This is a genomic window from Thiocapsa marina 5811, from assembly GCF_000223985.1.
In the GTDB taxonomy this organism is placed as follows: Bacteria; Pseudomonadota; Gammaproteobacteria; order Chromatiales; family Chromatiaceae; genus Thiocapsa; species Thiocapsa marina.
In genome coordinates this window covers 162,845-180,744 of record NZ_AFWV01000003.1, presented here as the reverse complement: position 1 = coordinate 180,744, position 17,900 = coordinate 162,845, and the positions used below count along the sequence as shown (strand labels likewise).

At 64.0% G+C, this 17,900-nt stretch carries 17 protein-coding genes and 1 tRNA gene; 7 read left to right on the top strand and 11 right to left on the bottom strand.

The annotated features are described in order from the left end of the window. The first annotated feature begins 127 nt into the window (after positions 1–127). Positions 128–204 (top strand) — tRNA-Arg (locus tag THIMADRAFT_RS05250). A gap of 78 nt (positions 205–282) precedes the next feature. Here THIMADRAFT_RS05250 and THIMADRAFT_RS05245 read toward each other — a convergent pair. From THIMADRAFT_RS05245 to queA, 7 genes are all read right to left on the bottom strand, one after another. Then, the gene (locus THIMADRAFT_RS05245; protein WP_007191939.1) at positions 283–1,035 is read right to left on the bottom strand and encodes a type III pantothenate kinase; all 753 of its coding nucleotides are present in this window, start codon (positions 1,033–1,035) and stop codon (positions 283–285) included. Continuing rightward, positions 1,032–1,883: a biotin--[acetyl-CoA-carboxylase] ligase gene (locus THIMADRAFT_RS05240; protein ID WP_007191938.1), complete on the bottom strand. Its 852-nt coding sequence runs from the start codon at positions 1,881–1,883 to the stop codon at positions 1,032–1,034. Before THIMADRAFT_RS05240 ends, THIMADRAFT_RS05245 begins: the two co-directional genes overlap by 4 nt. Then, entirely contained in the window at positions 1,880–3,715 is a 1,836-nt protein-coding gene (locus THIMADRAFT_RS05235; RefSeq protein WP_007191937.1) for a M61 family metallopeptidase, read from the bottom strand. Before THIMADRAFT_RS05235 ends, THIMADRAFT_RS05240 begins: the two co-directional genes overlap by 4 nt. Before the next feature lie 105 nt (positions 3,716–3,820). Then, positions 3,821–4,093, bottom strand: coding sequence for an RNA recognition motif domain-containing protein (locus THIMADRAFT_RS05230; protein WP_007191936.1), 273 nt, complete (start codon positions 4,091–4,093; stop codon positions 3,821–3,823). Between the two features lie 155 nt (positions 4,094–4,248). Beyond that, complete coding sequence (locus tag THIMADRAFT_RS05225) at positions 4,249–5,538, bottom strand: DEAD/DEAH box helicase (RefSeq protein WP_007191935.1); 1,290 nt, start codon at positions 5,536–5,538, stop codon at positions 4,249–4,251. A 378-nt stretch (positions 5,539–5,916) separates the two neighbouring features. Continuing rightward, positions 5,917–6,324 carry an H-NS histone family protein gene (locus tag THIMADRAFT_RS05220; RefSeq protein ID WP_007191934.1) on the bottom strand — a complete coding sequence of 136 codons (408 nt, stop codon included), beginning with the start codon at positions 6,322–6,324 and terminating at the stop codon, positions 5,917–5,919. 262 nt (positions 6,325–6,586) lie between these two features. Then, on the bottom strand, positions 6,587–7,642 hold the full coding sequence (queA, locus tag THIMADRAFT_RS05215; RefSeq protein ID WP_007191933.1) for a tRNA preQ1(34) S-adenosylmethionine ribosyltransferase-isomerase QueA: 1,056 nt from the start codon (positions 7,640–7,642) through the stop codon (positions 6,587–6,589). A 149-nt stretch (positions 7,643–7,791) separates the two neighbouring features. On the opposite strand from queA, the gene THIMADRAFT_RS05210 reads away from it, so the two are divergent. Beyond that, complete coding sequence (locus tag THIMADRAFT_RS05210) at positions 7,792–8,997, top strand: exo-beta-N-acetylmuramidase NamZ family protein (protein WP_199484216.1); 1,206 nt, start codon at positions 7,792–7,794, stop codon at positions 8,995–8,997. A 27-nt stretch (positions 8,998–9,024) separates the two neighbouring features. On the opposite strand, the gene THIMADRAFT_RS05205 is transcribed toward THIMADRAFT_RS05210, so the two are convergent. From THIMADRAFT_RS05205 to THIMADRAFT_RS05195, 3 genes are all read right to left on the bottom strand, one after another. Next, complete coding sequence (locus THIMADRAFT_RS05205; RefSeq protein ID WP_007191931.1) at positions 9,025–10,449, bottom strand: sensor histidine kinase; 1,425 nt, start codon at positions 10,447–10,449, stop codon at positions 9,025–9,027. After that, entirely contained in the window at positions 10,446–11,120 is a 675-nt protein-coding gene (locus tag THIMADRAFT_RS05200) for a winged helix-turn-helix domain-containing protein (protein ID WP_007191930.1), read from the bottom strand. The genes THIMADRAFT_RS05205 and THIMADRAFT_RS05200 overlap by 4 nt, the downstream gene beginning before the upstream one ends. A 257-nt stretch (positions 11,121–11,377) precedes the next feature. Next, complete coding sequence (locus THIMADRAFT_RS05195; protein WP_007191929.1) at positions 11,378–12,916, bottom strand: Do family serine endopeptidase; 1,539 nt, start codon at positions 12,914–12,916, stop codon at positions 11,378–11,380. 345 nt (positions 12,917–13,261) lie between these two features. Here THIMADRAFT_RS05195 and THIMADRAFT_RS05190 point away from each other — a divergent pair, with 345 nt between their 5' ends. The 4 genes from THIMADRAFT_RS05190 (at position 13,262) to THIMADRAFT_RS05175 (ending at position 15,992) form a co-directional block, all read left to right on the top strand. After that, positions 13,262–13,837 (top strand): copper-binding protein, encoded by a 576-nt coding sequence (locus tag THIMADRAFT_RS05190; RefSeq protein ID WP_007191928.1) that lies wholly within the window; start codon positions 13,262–13,264, stop codon positions 13,835–13,837. 136 nt (positions 13,838–13,973) lie between these two features. After that, positions 13,974–14,159 (top strand): hypothetical protein, encoded by a 186-nt coding sequence (locus THIMADRAFT_RS05185; protein WP_007191927.1) that lies wholly within the window; start codon positions 13,974–13,976, stop codon positions 14,157–14,159. A gap of 12 nt (positions 14,160–14,171) precedes the next feature. Then, on the top strand, positions 14,172–14,552 hold the full coding sequence (locus THIMADRAFT_RS05180; RefSeq protein WP_007191926.1) for a hypothetical protein: 381 nt from the start codon (positions 14,172–14,174) through the stop codon (positions 14,550–14,552). Between the two features lie 3 nt (positions 14,553–14,555). Beyond that, positions 14,556–15,992 carry a phenylacetate--CoA ligase family protein gene (locus tag THIMADRAFT_RS05175; RefSeq protein WP_007191925.1) on the top strand — a complete coding sequence of 479 codons (1,437 nt, stop codon included), beginning with the start codon at positions 14,556–14,558 and terminating at the stop codon, positions 15,990–15,992. A 47-nt stretch (positions 15,993–16,039) separates the two neighbouring features. Here THIMADRAFT_RS05175 and THIMADRAFT_RS05170 read toward each other — a convergent pair whose 3' ends face one another. Further along, complete coding sequence (locus tag THIMADRAFT_RS05170) at positions 16,040–16,873, bottom strand: PEP-CTERM/exosortase system-associated acyltransferase (protein ID WP_007191924.1); 834 nt, start codon at positions 16,871–16,873, stop codon at positions 16,040–16,042. Positions 16,874–17,480: 607 nt separating this feature from the next. Here THIMADRAFT_RS05170 and THIMADRAFT_RS05165 point away from each other — a divergent pair. After that, entirely contained in the window at positions 17,481–17,900 is a 420-nt protein-coding gene (locus THIMADRAFT_RS05165; protein ID WP_233490188.1) for a type 2 periplasmic-binding domain-containing protein, read from the top strand.

Sequence of the window (17,900 nt, the reverse complement as noted above, 5' to 3'; positions counted from 1 at the left end):
TTGATGACGCTTCAATAATCACCGCTTTGCGGATGGACTTCAACCGATATCGGCCTGAATCGGGATCTTGACCGGTGCCTGCGGTTATTCCCCGGGGTACACTAAAGTCCCCGACATACCACAGCACGCCCTCGTAGCTCAGTTGGATAGAGCGATCGCCTCCTAAGCGGTAGGTCACAGGTTCAAATCCTGTCGAGGGCGCCAAATACCGACCTGCCTTCGACCGTCCGTACAGCCCGCACGCCTAAGCGCTCGATCGGGGCCGCCCGAAAAAGCGGACACTCAACCGATGTCCGAGGCTTCGCCCGAGACGACCTCGAAGAGTCCGCGCAAGACCAGATCGGGTACGACCCGAGCCGGCCGATCCATCGCCGGGATCAGGCGTTCGGCGTCGCCGCCGGTCAGGATCAATGCGGGGGGTGTCTGCGTCTCCCGCTCGAGCCGATCGTAGAGCCGCGTCGCCAGGGCCCCGATTGCCTGAAGGCTGCCGGCCGCGACGGCCGGTCCCGTATCGGCCGCCCAAGGCTCGTCGGTCGGCTCGGAGGCGATCCGCGGGATCAGGGTTCCGGCCAAAAGGCTCGCACGCATCATCTCGACCCCGGGGAGAATCAAGCCGCCGAGATGACGTCCGTCGGCAAGCAGGAGATCGAAGGTGGCCGCGGTTCCGGCATCCACGACCAGCACCGCTTCGGGAACCAGGCGATGGGCGGCAACCAAGGCGAGCCAGCGGTCGACACCGAAACGCCCCGGCTCGGGATACGCGATGCTCAGCGCACCGAAGCGGGCTCGGGTCTGCACGAGGTCGAGGTCCAGCCCCCAATAAGCCCGGGTCGCACGACCGATCGCCGCGGCGACCGATGCACCGCCGACGTTGCTCGCAACCACACGCTCGGGCGCATCCAGCAGCTCCCAGTCGGCCAGAAGGTCGATCGGCACTGCCCCGCCGTGGCGCACGACCCGAACCTCGCCGGGAGGGCCGCCGTCGGAGAGTGCCCAGCGCAGGTTGGTATTTCCGATATCAAGCAGCAGCATCATTGCGCGTCTTCGACCTCGTGTCTCAAACTGACTTCTCCTGCATGGAAACATCGCTCGCCGTCGGCGGTCTCGAGCCGCAAGGAGCCGTCCGACGCGATCCCGAGCACCCGGCCCCGGATCTCATGGTCCGCAAGCAGGAGGCGCACCTGCTCGCCGCGAAAGAGATCGAATGCGTTCCAGAGCGCAAGAAACGGGGGCAGACCCTCCCGACCGAAGCGCTCGAAGGCATCGATCAGGGCTTCGACGACCAGTGCCGCCAAGGTGTTGCGATCCACCCCCGATTCTCCGAGCACTTGCGCAAGATCGACCCAAGGCTGGTCGATGGCCCGTCCGTGATCGGGCGTCATCCGCACATTGATTCCGATCCCCGCCACCAAGGCCGAGGGGCCTCGGAGCCCGCCGGCGACCTCGACGAGCATCCCGCCGAGCTTGCGCCGATCCCAGAGCAGATCGTTCGGCCATTTCAGCGCGAGACCCTCTGCACCGATCCGGCGCAGCACGTCCGCAACGACGGCCCCCGCAACCAAGCTGAAGCCGCCCAGCGTCGCCGGCGGCGCGCTGTATCGCCAGAGCATGGAGAGATAGAGATTGGCCCCGAAAGGCGATACCCAGAGGCGCCCGAGACGCCCCCGTCCGGCGCTTTGGCTCTCGGCGAGATACAGCGTTCCGCAGGGCGCGCCCGTCGCCGCATCGCGCATCAGGGCGCGGTTGGTCGAGTCGATCTCGGTGTGGATCTCCAGACGCGCGATTGCTTTGCGAGCACCGGGGGACAGTGCCGCCAGGATTCGTTCCGCGTCCAGAGGATCGGGGGGCGCGCCCGAGCCATGACCCCCTGAGCCGGGAATCACGGAGCGCAATCCCGGCGATCGCCGGCGACGCTGGCGAGCCAACGCGTGCGCGCCTCGAGCACCTGCGGCGGCACCGCATCCAAGAGCATCAAGTCACAGGTGTCGGGACGGGCCGGCGCGGGAACGGCGAGCACCTCGATCAACTCGTCGCGCCGAAACAGGTGGACCCTCACCGGGGCCACAGCGCGCGCGACCAAGGACTCCAAATTCTCCGCGGTGGCACGCAGGCCGTCGACCGCGACCACGACATCTCCGGGTGCGATGCCCGCGCGCTCGCCCGGCCCGTCGCGGATCACGTTCTGGACGATCGCCTCGGAGGCACCCGGACGCAGGCGCAGATCGAGCGTCGGACGCGCCTCTCGATGATCGAAAGACTCCGGACACCCGCCCTGGTCCTTCGGGCCATCCGAGGGACGCAGCCGCATACCGACCCCGACCGTGCTCAAGAGGGGCTCGAGATCGAGCTCCGTGGTCCCGTCCAGCGCGGTCGCAAAGAAGGCGTCGAGATCGAGCCCCGACACCTCGGACGCGATGGCCTCGATCCCGCGCTCCGGAACGCCAACCCCGGTGCAGCCATAGCGGCTCCAGAGTGCTCGCATGACGTCATCGAGCGCGGTCCTGCACTGCGTCCCCGCGCGAATGGTCAAGTCCAACGCTAGGGCGACCAGGGCGCCCTTGACGTAATAACTCACGATCGCATTGGGTGCATTTTCGTCTTGTTTGTAGAACTTGGTCCAGGCATCGAAGCTCGACTCGGCCAAGGTCTGCACTCTGCGTCCCGGGGTTCGTACCAGGCGGGTCATCGTCGCGGCAAGCAGGCCGAGATAGGCCCGGGGATCGATACAACCGCTGCGCACCAAGGCGAGCTCGTCGTAGTAGGATGTGATGCCTTCGAAGGCCCACAGCGTTCGCGTGTGCAGCTCCCGATCCAGCCTGCCATCCATCAGCGCAGATGGCCGAATGCGCTTCACATGCCAGAGATGGAAGTATTCGTGGCTGCAAAGCCCCAAGAAGCGGACGTATGCATCGGTGCGCTTCGCGTCGGTCGGATGAGGCAAATCGTTGCGTGAACAGAGCAAGCTTGTCGAGAACCGATGCTCCAATCCGCCGTAGCCCTCGCCCACGGCCGTCACGAGAAAGAGGTAGCGGTCGATCGGCAATTCGCCGAACAGGGCCGCGTGCTCGCCGCAAATGCGCAAGAGATCGCTCTCGAGTCGGGGCTTGTCGGCATACTGGCGGCCCGTAATCGCCAGACGATGCGGCACACCCGCGAGATCGAAACCGACCTGCTCGAAACACCCCATCTCGACGGGATGATCGATCAGGTCGTCGTAATTCTCGGCACGATAAGATCCGAAACCACGCCCGTCGATCTGCTCCGGCGCGAGGCTGGTCGCGACCGCCCATTCAGCATCGACGTCTCCATCGGGCGGAATTAGATCGACCGAACAGGGTCGGCCATCCATGCCGTGAACCCGCATCAGGAGAGCTGCCCCGTTGAAGTAGGCGTGCGTCGTATCGAGGTGCGCCCCGCGAACAGAGAGATCCCACGCATAGACCTGATAACGCACCCTGATCGCACTGCCCCCCGTCCGGCAGACCCAGGTCTGTTTGTCGCGCTTTCGGCACTTGAGCGGCATCGCGTCGGTTGATTCGGCGACGAGCTTCAGGATATTCCTCGCGAAGTCCCTGATCATATAGCTGCCCGGAATCCACGCGGGCAGAGACAGCTCGACGAGGTCGGCGCCCGAGCCCGGGATTTCGATCTCGACGTGAAACAGATGTGCTTGCGGTGCTGCGGGACGAACGCGATAGACCAGGTGGGGCGACATCGGGGGTACGCGGGGAGCAGTGAAGGAGAGTGGTCAATTCTATCGAGGTGCTCGAGGCCGCGCTCGAACACGACCTCGGGGCAACGCCCCGAAGCCGAAGTACGCCTACCAGCGGGGCCCGCGCGAGGGGCGCTCGCCGCGCGGCTTGGCTTGGTTGACCTTCAAGTTACGGCCCTTCAGCGGCGTCTCGTTCAGCCCCTTGATGGCGGCATCGGCCTCGGAGTTGTTCGGCATCTCGACGAAGCCGAAGCCTTTGGACTCACCGGTGAACTTGTCGGTGATCAAGTTCACGCTCGAAATCTCGCCGTAAGCGGAGAATGCGGTCTTCAGCTCGTCTTGGGTCACGCCGTAGGCCAGGTTGCCAACGTAAATATTCATTATTCAAGAGTTCCGTGAGAGCGCATTGAAGAGAAAGAGAGAACGGTCGAAAAATCAATACGCAACTGATTCGACAGTCTTTGTCTCCAACCGTTGGAGACGAAGCAATGGCGGGACCGGATACGCAAGCCCCGCCGCGCAATGGTCATCGGAAACTATGGCGTCGCGCCGCGCCCGCGCCTGTCGCCGCCACGCCAGGGACGCTTCCCCGCCGGCGAAGCAGCGGCGGCGGCCGGCTTGCGCGCCGGTCGGCTCGGTCCGCGCGAGTCGCGGCGACCGCCGAGGCTTCGATCGGGCTCGGATTCCGGAGGGACCAATGACGGTTCGAAACCGACTACGGGATCCAACGCAATCTCTCGACGCAGGAGGCGCTGAATTCCCTGCAGCAAACCCCGTTCGTCATGGCTGACAAGAGACAGCGCCTTACCGCCGGCGCCCGCTCGACCGGTGCGCCCGATACGATGGACATAGTCCTCGGCGACATTCGGCAGCTCGAAGTTCACCACTTGGGGCAGATCGACGATATCCAATCCCCGCGCGGCGATATCGGTCGCCACCAATGCGCGGACGCTGCCGCGTTTGAAATCGTCCAAGGCGCGCGTTCGGGCCGATTGACTCTTGTTGCCGTGGATGGCGGCGGCCGTGATACCTTCTCGCCCGAGATGCTCCACCAGCCGATTGGCACCCGCCTTGGTACGCGTAAAGACCAAGACCTGATGCCAACCTTCGCGACGGAAGAGGTGGGCGAGCAGATCGCGCTTGCGGGCCTTGTCCACCGGATGCGCCGCCTGAACGACCGTCTCGGCGGCCGTATTGCGCCGCGCAACCTCGATCAGCTTCGGGCGCTTCAGAAGCCCGTCCGCCAGCCTGCGGATGTCGTCGGAGTAGGTTGCGGAGAACAGGAGGTTCTGGCGCCGCTCGGGAAGCAGCTGAATGATGCGCCGGATGTCGTGGATAAAACCCATGTCCAACATACGATCGGCCTCGTCCAGGACGAGGATCTCGACGCGCGACAGATCGACGGTGCGTCGGCCGGCATGATCGAGCAGGCGCCCCGGGGTCGCGATCAAAACATCGACACCGCGCTGCAGCTGGTTGACCTGCGGCTGCATGCCGACCCCGCCGAAGACGATCGCCGAGCGTAAAGGCAGGTGCAGGCCGTAGGCGTGCACGCGCTCGCCGACCTGAGCCGCCAGCTCGCGCGTCGGCGTCAAGATCAGTGCACGCGGATGACGTTGCGGATGACCCTTCTCGGAGAGACGCTGCAAGAGCGGCAGCACGAAGGCCGCGGTCTTGCCCGTCCCGGTTTGAGCGCCGGCAAGCAGGTCATGACCGGCCAAAATCTCGGGTATTGCCTGCAGTTGAATGGGGGTCGGGCGGGCATAACGCTGCGTTGCCACGGCACGCAGCAAGTCGGCCTGAAGGCCGAGTGAATCGAATGACATGAAAACTCCTGAAACCGGCCTAAAACCGTGCGAAGACGGGACCGGCCTAGGCAGAAAAGAGGCGTTCGAGGATGAAGCCTTGGAAAAAGGTGGGGTCAGCCGCGAGACGACGCATCGACCGGATGATGCGAGAATCGCAGTCTACGCGATGCGCTCAATGAAAGCCAGCGCCGTCGACGACCTCTTTGCTCCGAGCGCTTTTTCGCATCTGGACCTTAAGGAGTCCGCTGAAATGTCCGGGTTTCCGGATCTGCAATCGCCCCGACATTCCATCTCGACATCCAACGCTGCAAACGGCTCTTGCGGCCGACCTATGACCGCTCGATACCGAAATGGATGCCGAGATGGTACCCGGCCAATCGCCGGATCAATCGCGGCTCAGGCGTCGACCGCCTGGAGATAGTTCGTTTTGAAGGCTTCGCGATCCACCTTGGACGAAGGGTCGTAACCCTGCTCGGCCATCTTCTGCTTCATCCAGCCGGGAAGGACACCACGCACGTAGACGTTGTCGGTATTCTCCGGATCGATGTATCGCGTATACTGCCGCCCCCCGGCGACGGAGCGCCTGGCCGATCCGCCCACACGTCGACGCTTGGATTCCACCAGAGGCAGGATTTCTTCCAATTCGTAGCCGTATTGGGCGATCAAGCCCTTGATCTGTTGAGCGACTTCCGATTTCGCTTCTTGACGGCGCACTTCCAGCGCGCGCTTCAGCTCAGCCTTGCTGCTTTCGATTTCGGCAAGCTGCTGCTGAATTTCGTCGACGCTAAGGTTAGCGTACTCCACGTGATATACCTCCAAGACGGGTGAAATGTGATGCCCTAAAAATCAAAACGAGCCGTCTTGCGGCTCGATCTCTATAATTTATGCGATTTGCAATGGATGTCAAGTAGAAACAGTAAATCGCGATCGGATGAGGTGCCGGGTTTGATCCATCCGACAACTTAAATGAAGGATCAGTGCGCACGATTTGACGCCAACGCTCGACGCGCTCGCACACGCTGATTGAACAATTCGCTGTCGATCCCGATTCGCCGGAACACGAAGCTCATCGGCTCGATGAGTCGTCCGGCGAGCCATCCTCATTGCGACTCAGAAACATTGCATCGCCGTAGCTGAAGAACCGATACCGAGCATCCACGGCATGGCGGTAGGCATCCATCACGGGGCGATGCCCCGCGAAGGCTGAAACCAGCATGAGCAGTGTCGATTCGGGCAAGTGGAAGTTGGTGATCAACGCGTCCACCACCCGAAACCGATAGCCGGGCCGAATAAAAAGACGACTATCGCCTCGAAAAGGGACCAGCTCGCCTTCGGCTGCGGCACTCTCGAGGCTTCGAACGCTCGTCGTGCCGACCGCTACGATGCGTCCGCCCGCCGCGCGCGCCGAATGGACTCGACGGCAGACGTCGTCATTCACGTCGATCCATTCCGCGTGCATTTCATGTCGGTCGAGGTCATCGACCCGAACGGGCTGGAACGTCCCTGCGCCGACATGCAGCGTCACCTCCGCGAACCCGACGCCCATTTCCCGCAGATGGACCAACATGGCCTCGTCGAAGTGCAGACCGGCCGTCGGAGCGGCGACGGCCCCGCTGTGACGCGCGTAAACGGTTTGATAGCGCGCATCGTCGGAGGCGTCGTCCGGACGCTGAATATAGGGCGGCAAGGGGATATGACCCTGCTTCGACATGAGCTCGGGAAAGCTGCCTTCGATCAGCCCAAGCCGATACAGATCACCTTCGCGCTGCCGCACGACAAGCCGACTCCCCCCGTCGAGATCGATCCAGCGCCCCGGCTTAAGGGACTTGCTCGCCCGGATTTGGGCCAAAGCCTCGCCCGCCTCCAGGACACGCTCGATCAGGATCTCGACTCGCCCCCCGGTGTCCTTGCATCCGAACAGCCGGGCCCGCATCACCCGCGTGTTGTTGAAGACCAATAGGTCGCCCGGCCTGAGCAAGCTCGGCAAATCGCGAAAACAGAGGTCGCGACGCCCGTCGCCTGCGGGGTCGAGCGCAAGCAAGCGCGAGGCGCCGCGATCGGGCAGCGGACGCTGGGCGATCAAATCGGAGGGCAGGTCGTAGTGAAAATCACGAAGGCGCATGACGCGAATAAACAAAAAACGGATTTCAAACGGTCTTCGACGAAGGTCTCGAAGCGGGCGGTCGGCGAACGGGCGGGCATCATAGCACCCGAAGCCCGATCGTCTTCGGTTATCCTTCACGGCTGGATCCCAATGACACCCGCCTGGATATCGTGAGACTCGGCATCGATCGACTATTGGAAGACCCCGCCCTCCATGGACCGCTCCGAGGTCGCCGAGTGGCGTTGCTCGGCCACCCGGCATCTTTGACCTCGACAGGACAACACAGCCTGGATGCGCTGATCTCGCAGGGCGCGCTGAGCGTCACGGCGGCCTTCGGCCCTCAGCACGGGATGCGCGGCGACAAGCAGGACAACATGATCGAGACCGAAGACGCGCTGGACCCGCGTCACGGGATCCCGGTCTTCAGCCTTTACGGTAAGGTGCGCTATCCGACGGACGCGATGCTCGATCGCTTCGATGTCCTGCTGGTGGATCTACAAGACATCGGCACTCGTATCTATACCTACGTCACGACGCTGGCCTATCTGATCGACGCCTGCGCCGCTGCGGAGAAGGCGATCCGGGTGCTGGATCGACCCAACCCCGCCGGTCGCCCGATCGAAGGCAGCATCCTCGAGCCCGGCTGGGAGAGCTTCGTCGGCGCGGGTCCGCTCATCATGCGCCACGGACTGACCCTCGGGGAGCTGGCGCGCTGGTTTGTCGCGTACCGGGGTCACGCGATCGATCTCGAGGTGATCCCGATGGACGGCTATCGCCCCGAGGTCGGCCCGGGATTCGGCTGGCCGATCATGGAGCGCCCCTGGATCAATCCGAGCCCCAACGCGGCGAGTCTCAACATGGCACGGTGCTTCCCCGGCACCGTCTTGTTGGAAGGAACAACACTCTCCGAGGGTCGCGGCACGACGGTATCGCTGGAGGTGGTCGGTGCGCCGGATGTGAACTTCGAGCGTGTGCTCGCACGCATGCGCGCCGAATGCGCGGATTGGACGGAGGGCGCTTTGATCCGCCCCTGCTGGTTCGAGCCGACGTTCCACAAGCATGCCGGCCGGCTCTGCTCGGGCCTGCAGCTCCACACGGACTATGACGGCTACCGTCACGACCGCTTTAAGCCGTACCGACTGGTTGCGCTTCTGTTGAAGGCGATTCGATCGGAATACCCGGACTATCCGATCTGGCGTGATTTTCCCTACGAATACGAGACCGAACGGCTCGCCATCGACCTGCTCACGGGCGGTAGCTTCCTGCGCGACTGGGTCGACGATTCGGAGGCCCGCCCGGGCGACCTCGAGCAGCGCCTGCGCACGGACGAAGCGCAGTGGGCTGAGTCGATGGCGGAGGTGCGACTCTATTAGCGGGGATCGGAGAGCAGCGATTCCGGGCTACGCGGCGGGCTGACGCGCGTCGCGGAAGCGGACCGTCACGAGAAGCCCGTCCGCCTCGCCGCCGAGCGCGATCGATGCCTGATGCAGATCGAGCACGGCCTTCACGAGGCTCAATCCGAGTCCGCTGCCCGGCGTCGATCGACTGTCGTCGAGCCGAACGAAACGATCGAGGACCCGCTCGCGCGCGTGCGGGGGGATACCGGGTCCGGAATCGCGAATCGTCACCATCACGCCATCCTCCTGCGAGGCTACGGCCAGCGCGATGGCTCCGCCCGGCGACGTGTATTTGATGGCGTTGTCCACCAGATTGGCCAGGGCCTGAAAGAGAAGGTCGCGGTCACCCATCACCCGGGCCGGCCCCTCGACCCGAAGCGTTAGGCTCTGGCCCTTCTCGGCCGCGAGTGGCTCGTAGAGCTCGGCCAGATCCTCCGTCAAGGGCCGGAGATCCACGCAGGCGAAGGCGGCCCGTCGGGCGCCGGACTCGATTCGAGCGATCCGCAACAAGGCGTTGAAGGTGGCGAGCATCTCCTCGGCATCGGCGATCGTCTCGGCGGCGAGCGAGCGGGCGCTCTCGCAGCCGTCGAGCTCGGTGCAGAGCAGCTCGAGCTTGGTCCTCACCCGGGTCAGAGGCGTGCGCAGATCATGGGCGATATTGTCCGAGACCTGACGCACGCCCACCATCAACTGCTCGATACGCTCCAGCATCCGGTTGAGATTCGCGGCCAGCTCGTCGAAGTCGTCCCCGCTGCCGTCGAGCGGGATGCGCCGGGAGAGGTCCCCGGCCATGATCTCGCCGGCGGTTTGGTTGATGGTCTCCAGGCGCCGCATCACACCGGCACTCATGAGCCATCCGCCCAGCAAGGCCAAAGCCGCGGTGATCGCCAGCCCCCAAGCGAGTGCATCCAAGATCAGGGCACGCGTGGCCTCGAGATCACGCACGTCTCGCCCGACCAAGAGCCGTAGACCACCGCGCAGCAGAAAGACCTGTCCGCGCGCCGCATGCTCTTCGGCGCGGTCGGGTCCACGCTCGCGCAAGCGGAAACGGATCCAGCCCTCCGAGTCGGGAAACTCGTTGGGCCAGCGATCGAGGTTGCCGGCAAGCCGCTCGAGGTTGTCGTCGACCAAGAGATAGACGTTCGAGCCGACCGGATCGCGCGCAACGCGCTCGCTGATCACCGAGGACAGACCGGGAAGCCCGCGGCGCCGATACTGCTCGGCCAACCCGCGGATTTCCGCCTCGATGGTCGCTGCGGTCTGGCGATCCATGTAGCCGGCGGTCGACCAGTAGAGGAAGGCCATGAGGATGCCGACCGACACGCCGAGCAGCAGCATGTAGAGAACGGCCAGGCGGAAGGTCGAGCTGCGCAGAGTATTGGCGGCGCGCACACGCAGGGCCGACGGCGGATGCCAGGCCTCGCTCATGCGCCGCGAATCATGTAGCCGACACCGCGCATCGTCTGCAACAGGGGCGGATCGAAGTCCTTGTCGATCTTGCCGCGTAGGCGGCTGATGTGGACGTCGATGACGTTCGTTTGGGGGTCGAAGTGATAGTCCCAGACCTGCTCGAGCAGCATGGTGCGCGTGACGACCTGGCCGGCGTGCCGCACCAGATACTCGAGCAGCCGAAACTCGCGCGGCTGAAGCCGGATCTCGCGCCCGGCGCGGGTCACCTCGCGCTTGAGCAGATCCATCTCGAGATCGGCGACCCGCAGGCACGTCTCCGGTGTATCGGACTTGCCGCGACGCAGCAGCGCCTCGAGACGGGCGTGCAGCTCGGAGAAGGCGAAGGGTTTGACAAGATAATCGTCGCCGCCCGCGCGCAGACCTTCCACTCTGTCGTCGACCTCGCCCAAGGCGCTGAGAAAGAGCACGGGCGTGCGGTTGCCGGAGGCGCGCAGTGTCCGCACGATGCCCACGCCGTCGAGTCCGGGCAACATACGGTCGACGATCAGGGCGTCGTACTCGCCGCCGGCGGCCTGCAGCAAACCGGCGCGGCCGTCGGCGACATGGTCGGTGACCGCGCCTGTTTCGGCGAGGCCCTTCAGAAGATAGTCGGCGGTTTGGCGATCGTCTTCGATCAGGAGGACTCGCATGGGTCGCTCGCACAGGAGTGGGTGATGTGGTCGGGGTCCGGTGCTCGGCGACCAGCCGCCAGCCGCCAGCCGCCAGCCGCCAGCCGCCAGCCGCCAGCCGCCAGCCGCCAGCCGCCAGCCGCCAGCAGAGATTAGGATAGCGCGGAATCGGCTCAATCAAGCCGTGTGTCGCTCGGTCGTTCGATCGCGACCTTACGATGATGCAAGGTCGCGATCGAGGCCGGCTGGCGCTTGACGCGCTCGGGACGCGCCGCCGATCAGGTTGCGAAGGGGACGGCGATGAAGAGAGGCCGGCCATCCTTCTCGACACGCAGGATCAAGCTATCGCGCTTCTCTTCGATCGCTTCGCGGACCGCTGCAACGACCTGGTCAGGGGTGTCGACCGATTCCGTACCGACCATCGAGATGAGACTGCCCGCCTCCACCCCCGCGCGATCGGCCGGGCTATCGGCCTCGACCTGCGCCACGAACACGCCGACGGCATCCGCATCGAGACCGCGCTCGGCACGGAGCTCAGGGGTGAGCGGCGACAGATAGAGACCCAAACGGGGGCGCTCCGACGCATCGGCATCGTCACTCGGGGTCGCGGCGACCCGATCCTCCTCGGGCATCGAACCGATCGTCAACGTCAGATCCCGTGCCGTGCCGTCGCGCATGATGTGCAGGGTCATCGGCGTCCCGGCCTTGGTCGCGGCGACCAGCTTCGCCAGATCCTTCGCGCTCGTGAGCTGCTGACCGGACGCACTGAGGATGACATCACCGGTCCGCAGATCGGACGCGGCCGCGGGGCTGCCGGCAATGAGATCCGCAATCAAGACCCCGGTCGCGTCCTCGAGGCCGAGCCCGGCCGCTAACTCCTCCGTCACCGGCTGGATCTGCACGCCGAGCCAGCCGCGCTCCACGCGCCCGTTCTCGCGAAGGTCGGCTACCACACGCTCGACCGTCTCGGCCGGGATGGCGAAACCGATCCCGACATTGCCGCCGCTCGGCGAGAAGATGGCCGTATTCACGCCGATCACCCGACCCTCGATATCGAAGAGAGGCCCTCCGGAGTTGCCTCGATTGATCGGTGCATCGATCTGCAGATAGTCGTCGTAGGGACCGGAGTTGATGTCGCGTCCGCGTGCGGAGATGATGCCGGCATTCACCGATCCGCCGAGGCCGAATGGATTCCCCACCGCGAGGACCCAATCACCCACGCGCGCCTTGCTCGAATCACCGAGCTCGACGGCAACCAACGGATGATCGACATCGATCTTGAGCAGGGCGAGATCGGTCTTGATGTCGCGACCGATCACGCGTGCCACATGGCTGGTTCCGTCGTTCAGGACGACCGTCACCTCCCCGGCACCTTCGATCACGTGGTGATTCGTGACGACATAGCCGTCGCTATCGACGACGAAGCCCGACCCCTGCCCCGTGACCTCGCGGGGCATCGCCCGTCCCCGCTGTTCGAAGAAACGGCGGAAGGACTCGGGCACGTCGGCATCCGGCGGAAGCGCCGGGTGGCCGCGTAAACCCATAGGCTGCGCGCGCTCGGCCTTGACCGAGACGTTGACCACTGCGGGGGTGACGCGCTCGGCCACGTCCGCGAAGCCTGGAAACGCCACCGATGCGGCGCTCGCATCCGCCGGCATGGGTTGATCCGACGCCACCGCAGTGCGCCCGCTCCAGTACAGGGCGCCGGATGCGAGGGCAAGCGCGAGGGTCGCGCTGACGAGCCCCGGATGCCGCAAGGGCAGCCACGGGGCCATGGCGTTCGATCGAGTCGGGGTCGTGATTCGGCGTTGTGACACGGTATTCTCCTGACCAATATCCGGGCGGTATCGCCATCGAGACGGATGCGCACCGGGACGTTGCTGAACAGGATCGAGAGTATTCGGGCGCAGCCATTGCCCGAGGATGTCCGAAACCTTAATTCTTATTCATCCAAGGAGCCGTCCGCGGGGTCGCTTGCAGGAGCGGCGCCGACGGGGTACCGTTCGCGCTCCGGCAGCAGTGCGTCGACGCTGTTCGCTCCGCGACGGGAGTTGGAGAAACCTCACCATCGCGCAAGCACCATTCACGAGTATAAGCAGACGGAACATCGGCTCCGAAAGGATGATCCGAGTCGATCCATCCGCACAACAGGGGAACACACCATGAATGGAAAACCACGGGCCATGCGCTTGGCCTTCGCACTTGCAGGCGGGATCGCCGCCGTTTCCTCGACCGCGATGGCGGACGTGACGGTCATCCCGGTGACGGGCGCCGAGGTGACCTCGGAGATCACCGGGATCGTCGAGATCGTCAACGTCGAGCGACGCATGCTGACGATCAAGACGCCGGACGGCAGGTTCCAGGTCATCAATGTCCCTGAACAGGTCGGGCGCCTCGACGAGATCAAGATCGGCAACAAGCTCACCATCACCGAGACCGAGGCCGTCCTCGTCGATCTCGTCAAGGGACCCGACGAGGCCGCCGTCGGGACGACTCAAGAAACGGTCGTCGACCGCGAGCGCGGGAGGAAGCCGGCCGGCACCATGACCGACACCATGACCCTCTACGGCCGGATCGCGGCGGTCGACAAGGCCAACCGCAAGGTCAGCGTCCAGGGCGCGCAGGAGACGGTCGACTTTACGGTGAATGACCCGGCACTCCTCGAAGAGCTGGCCGTGGGCGACGGCGTGGTCGCGACCTTCATCCGATCGGTCAAAGGCAAGGTCGAGGTTCGCTGAGGCTCCGGCATGGTCGCGCAGCGGCACAGCCTGCGCGAGCGTTGCCCGAACAGGCGGTTGCTTCGACTTGGAGCTGCTCGCCCTTGCTTGCATTCGAATCGATTCAACATCCTCCCGAAAACGATTGGAGATCGATATGGCAACGATCGAAGAAGTCGAGATGGGACGTTACGCGAAAGAGCTCGAAGACGACGTCCGCCATCTGGTGCGCAAGTATTGCCGCATCATGGCCTGGGACATCCCCGACCTCGACGAGCAGGCCGCGCGCCGGCTCATCCTCGGGGCATTGCGCTCCTCCGTGACCCACGTCGAATCCGAGTGACGGAACATCGACATGCCCGACAGCGTCGCCGCCGTCCCGGCTCCCCGACGCCGTCGGGCATGCCGGATACCGGGTGCCGGGGGACATGGGCAGAGTCCAGTCGGCGTCGGCGTACTGGTTTGCGTGCTTGCAGCGACGGGCTGTCAATCCACGGCGTCGAGCTCGCGCGGCGATGCCTGTACCTTCGCCCCCGGCATGACGACGGATGACCTGGCTCGATGCGGCTGCGTTGCCGGGAACTCGCGGAGCGACGGCTCCGTCATGCTGATGTCGGAAGAAGCGCTCAGCAACACGCGCACGGTCGCCATCGTCAATTACATGTGTCCGCTCGGCGCGGCCGGTGTCGCGAGGGTGGCCGTCATGAACGGCGTCGCCACGACCATCTACGAGTAGGCAATGAGAGCACTGGACAAGCTCGTTCGGCGATGGCAGCTCAAGGCGATGGACCAGGTCGACGCCTCGGCGCTCGTACAGGCCGGCAATCGACGCCTCGTCGAGCGGTTTCAGCGCGTCGCGCGCGATGTGCCGGCCTACGCGGCCCTCCTGGAGAGACGCGGTATCCTTGCCGAGACGATCCGTACGACTGCCGATTTCCAGGCACTGTGTCCGATCCTCGAGAAGCAGGACGTCTTCGGAGAGACCCCGATCGAGCAGTTGTGCGTCGGCGGAAGGCTCGGTCCATTGGCGGGCGTGCTGACAAGCTCCGGACAGGGCGGACGATTCGCATTCGGTCTCTCCACGCATCGGCAAAACAAACGCGCGGCGAAGGCGATCGAGTTGGCAATGGAATATGTCTTCGGTACGGATCGCTACCGCACCCTCCTGATCAACGCACTCCCGATGGGGGTTCGCTTTACCTGCTCGACCGTCACCGTCGCCGAAACCAGCGTGCGCGAGGACATGGTGTGTGCACTGGTCGAGCAGTTTTCCGACCGCTACGACCAGACCATCCTGGTCACCGACCCGCTGTTCTGCAAACGTATCCTGGATCAAGGCCGCGACCGCAGTCTGGACTGGGGGCGTTTCAAGGTGCACGTCGTCTTCGGCGAAGAAACGTTCGGCGAGGCCTTTCGGGACTATGTCGTACGCGGGCTGGGACAAGATCCGGACGGATGGAAGGCTGGATTGGCGATCTCCTCCATGGGCGTCGGGGAACTCGGCCTGAACCTGTTCTTCGAAACACCCGAGACCGTTCGTCTGCGGCAGCTTGCCGATCGACAACCGGAGACGCTGCGTCCGGCCATCGGCGATTGGCAGGGCCGCGTCCCGCCCCTGCTCTTCGTCTATGACCCGCTGAGGATCTTTGTCGAGGTGATCGAGCCCGACCCGAGCGGCTTCGGTGCATTGACGATCTCCACCCTGGACCCGGCATCGATGCTTCCGCTCATCCGCTATCAGACCGGGGACCGGGCACGACTGGTCGACACCGCGACCGTCGCACACGTCGTGAGCAACATCCACGGCCAACGCATGACGATCCCGAAACTACCCATGATTGCCGTTGCCGGTCGCCACAGCGATCGGCTACCCGATGGACGCCCCCTGCTCGACATCAAGGATGCGCTTTACTTGAGGCACGACATCGCGGACCGCCTGAGCGGCGCCTTTCGAATCGAGCATGATGACACGGGTTGCTGCCTCCATTTGCAGATGGGCGGGGGCGCGGGGAACGGAGGGCCGGAATTCGCGAGCGCGGTCGAAGCATGCCTCCCCAAACCGATCTCCGGTGGTCGCGACCGAATCAAGACCTGGTCACACGCCGAGTTTCCGTTTGGCCAAGCCCTTGATTACGAGAGAAAATTCAACTATCTCGACGCCCCGAGAAAACACTGAGCCGAATCCCGAAAAGGCCGGGGGCTCAACCGAATCCGTGAATCCAATCAGGCCCGCCGGGCATGCTCATGCACGTGCGAACCATCAGCGACAGCACATTCGATGCAATCGGGCAGGAGCTCGGGCTCCAGACCGCTGGCGAGGTACCGCAAGGTTGCCGGGAAGGTCGCGTGCAGTGCAGTCTCGAACGCCTGGACGCTGGTCACATAGGGTCGCACGGGACCGCAGTAGTCGACCTCCGGGCCGGCGGGGATGAATCGAAAACCCAATCGTCTAATCATAAGATACAGAGGCCGCTCCATAGCCATCATCCAATGGGTAATTCCTCGACGCCGGCTCTCCTGGTACATCAACCGGCATAATCCGATCAGTATCTCAGGGGTATCCCGCGGAGGGACGAAAGGCAAGATCTCGGCACCTTCCCGCCGACCGGAGTCGATTCGAGGCGGCCCGCCAAAGATGGAATCGCCCTCGCGACGGCGATAGCTCTTCGAAACCGCCATACGCGAGACCTCGGCAAAGCTTGCCAGTGCAGGATGTGACGGGTCGTTCAAGTAGGCGTAATCGCCGGAGAAGACACAGTGATCCATCAGTGGAAAACCGAGCGGCGAAGACATGACGAGCCGCACGGTTCCTGCGGGATGGCCCGCACGATGGGTCGCAAGCATGTGTAGCGAATGCGCGTCGAACTTATCTCGCTCTGCTTCGTCCGGGTAGTCATTCTCATCCAAGAAACGACGCTCCATGCAGTAAACTTGGTAGCGGATTCGATAGACGGTATCCAGATCGGTCGCATTCCCGACGCAGGCAAACCGAAAGTAGGAGTCCTGGCCATGACCAGCCTCCGGAAGACAGGTTGACTCCGACGTATTCAAGCTCATGCCCCCGACGACGTTATCCAAATAGACAACCCCAAGCCCCGAGCAAAAAAGCGGGACGCGAGATTGCGCTTAGGTGGAGCCGCGCGACGCTTTCGCCGAGGCGCGCTTCCGCGCCGCCGGCGCTTAGCCTCGCCGTTCCCGGAACGCTATCACATCAACAACATGTCGCGTAATCCCAAAATCTAGCGAACCACAGATTGAGCCGTCCGCGGCAGCGACGCGACATGAAGCGCTTTGGACACGGACGTAGCCCTTGTGTCTACGCCCCTGCACCGCTTAGACTTGGGCCATCGCTTCATCTCCCCAAGCCCGGTCGCGACTCCCGCTACCGCGCTCGATCATGGCGCAGATCATGACGAGAGTTGCGACTCGCAGACGCCCAGACAAGACAATCCACGCCGGCACCCCGGTCAACGGGGCAGGATCGGCAAGGCGACGGTGCTGATCGAGCCGGAGGCCGCCCCGTGAGCACGCGGGTCAGGATGGCTTTCGACACTCTAGGCCTGCGCCCTAAGGACCTCGGCATGGGGCCTCGATCTTCGAGCGTACCCGTGATGGATGAGTCGATTCAGGACTTCTGGAACACGCCTTGATCTCCCGACGGTCCGTGCGCAACATTCTCAAGGGCTTGGTCGCTGCGGCCTTGTGCTGCGCGACGCCGTATGTCAGCCCGCAGGAGTTGATCGCCAATCGGGACGCGGGAGTCGAGAGCTTGACGCGCAACGAGGCTCGTCTCTACTTCACGATGCGCCTCAAGAACTGGCCCAACGGAACCTTGGTCAAGGTTTTCGTGCTCCCCGACAACAACCCACTCCATATTCGCTTCTCCAACGAGGTTCTCGGACTCTACCCCTACCAACTTCGCCGCGTTTGGGACCGACAGATCTTCTCCGGGACAGGGCAAGCACCGACAACGGTCTCGAGCGAACAGGAGATGCTTGAGCGCGTCGCAAAAACGCCCGGAGCGATCGGCTATGCAGACGGGCCGATCGATCATTCAAACATCCGCCTGTTGGAGGTGCGTTGA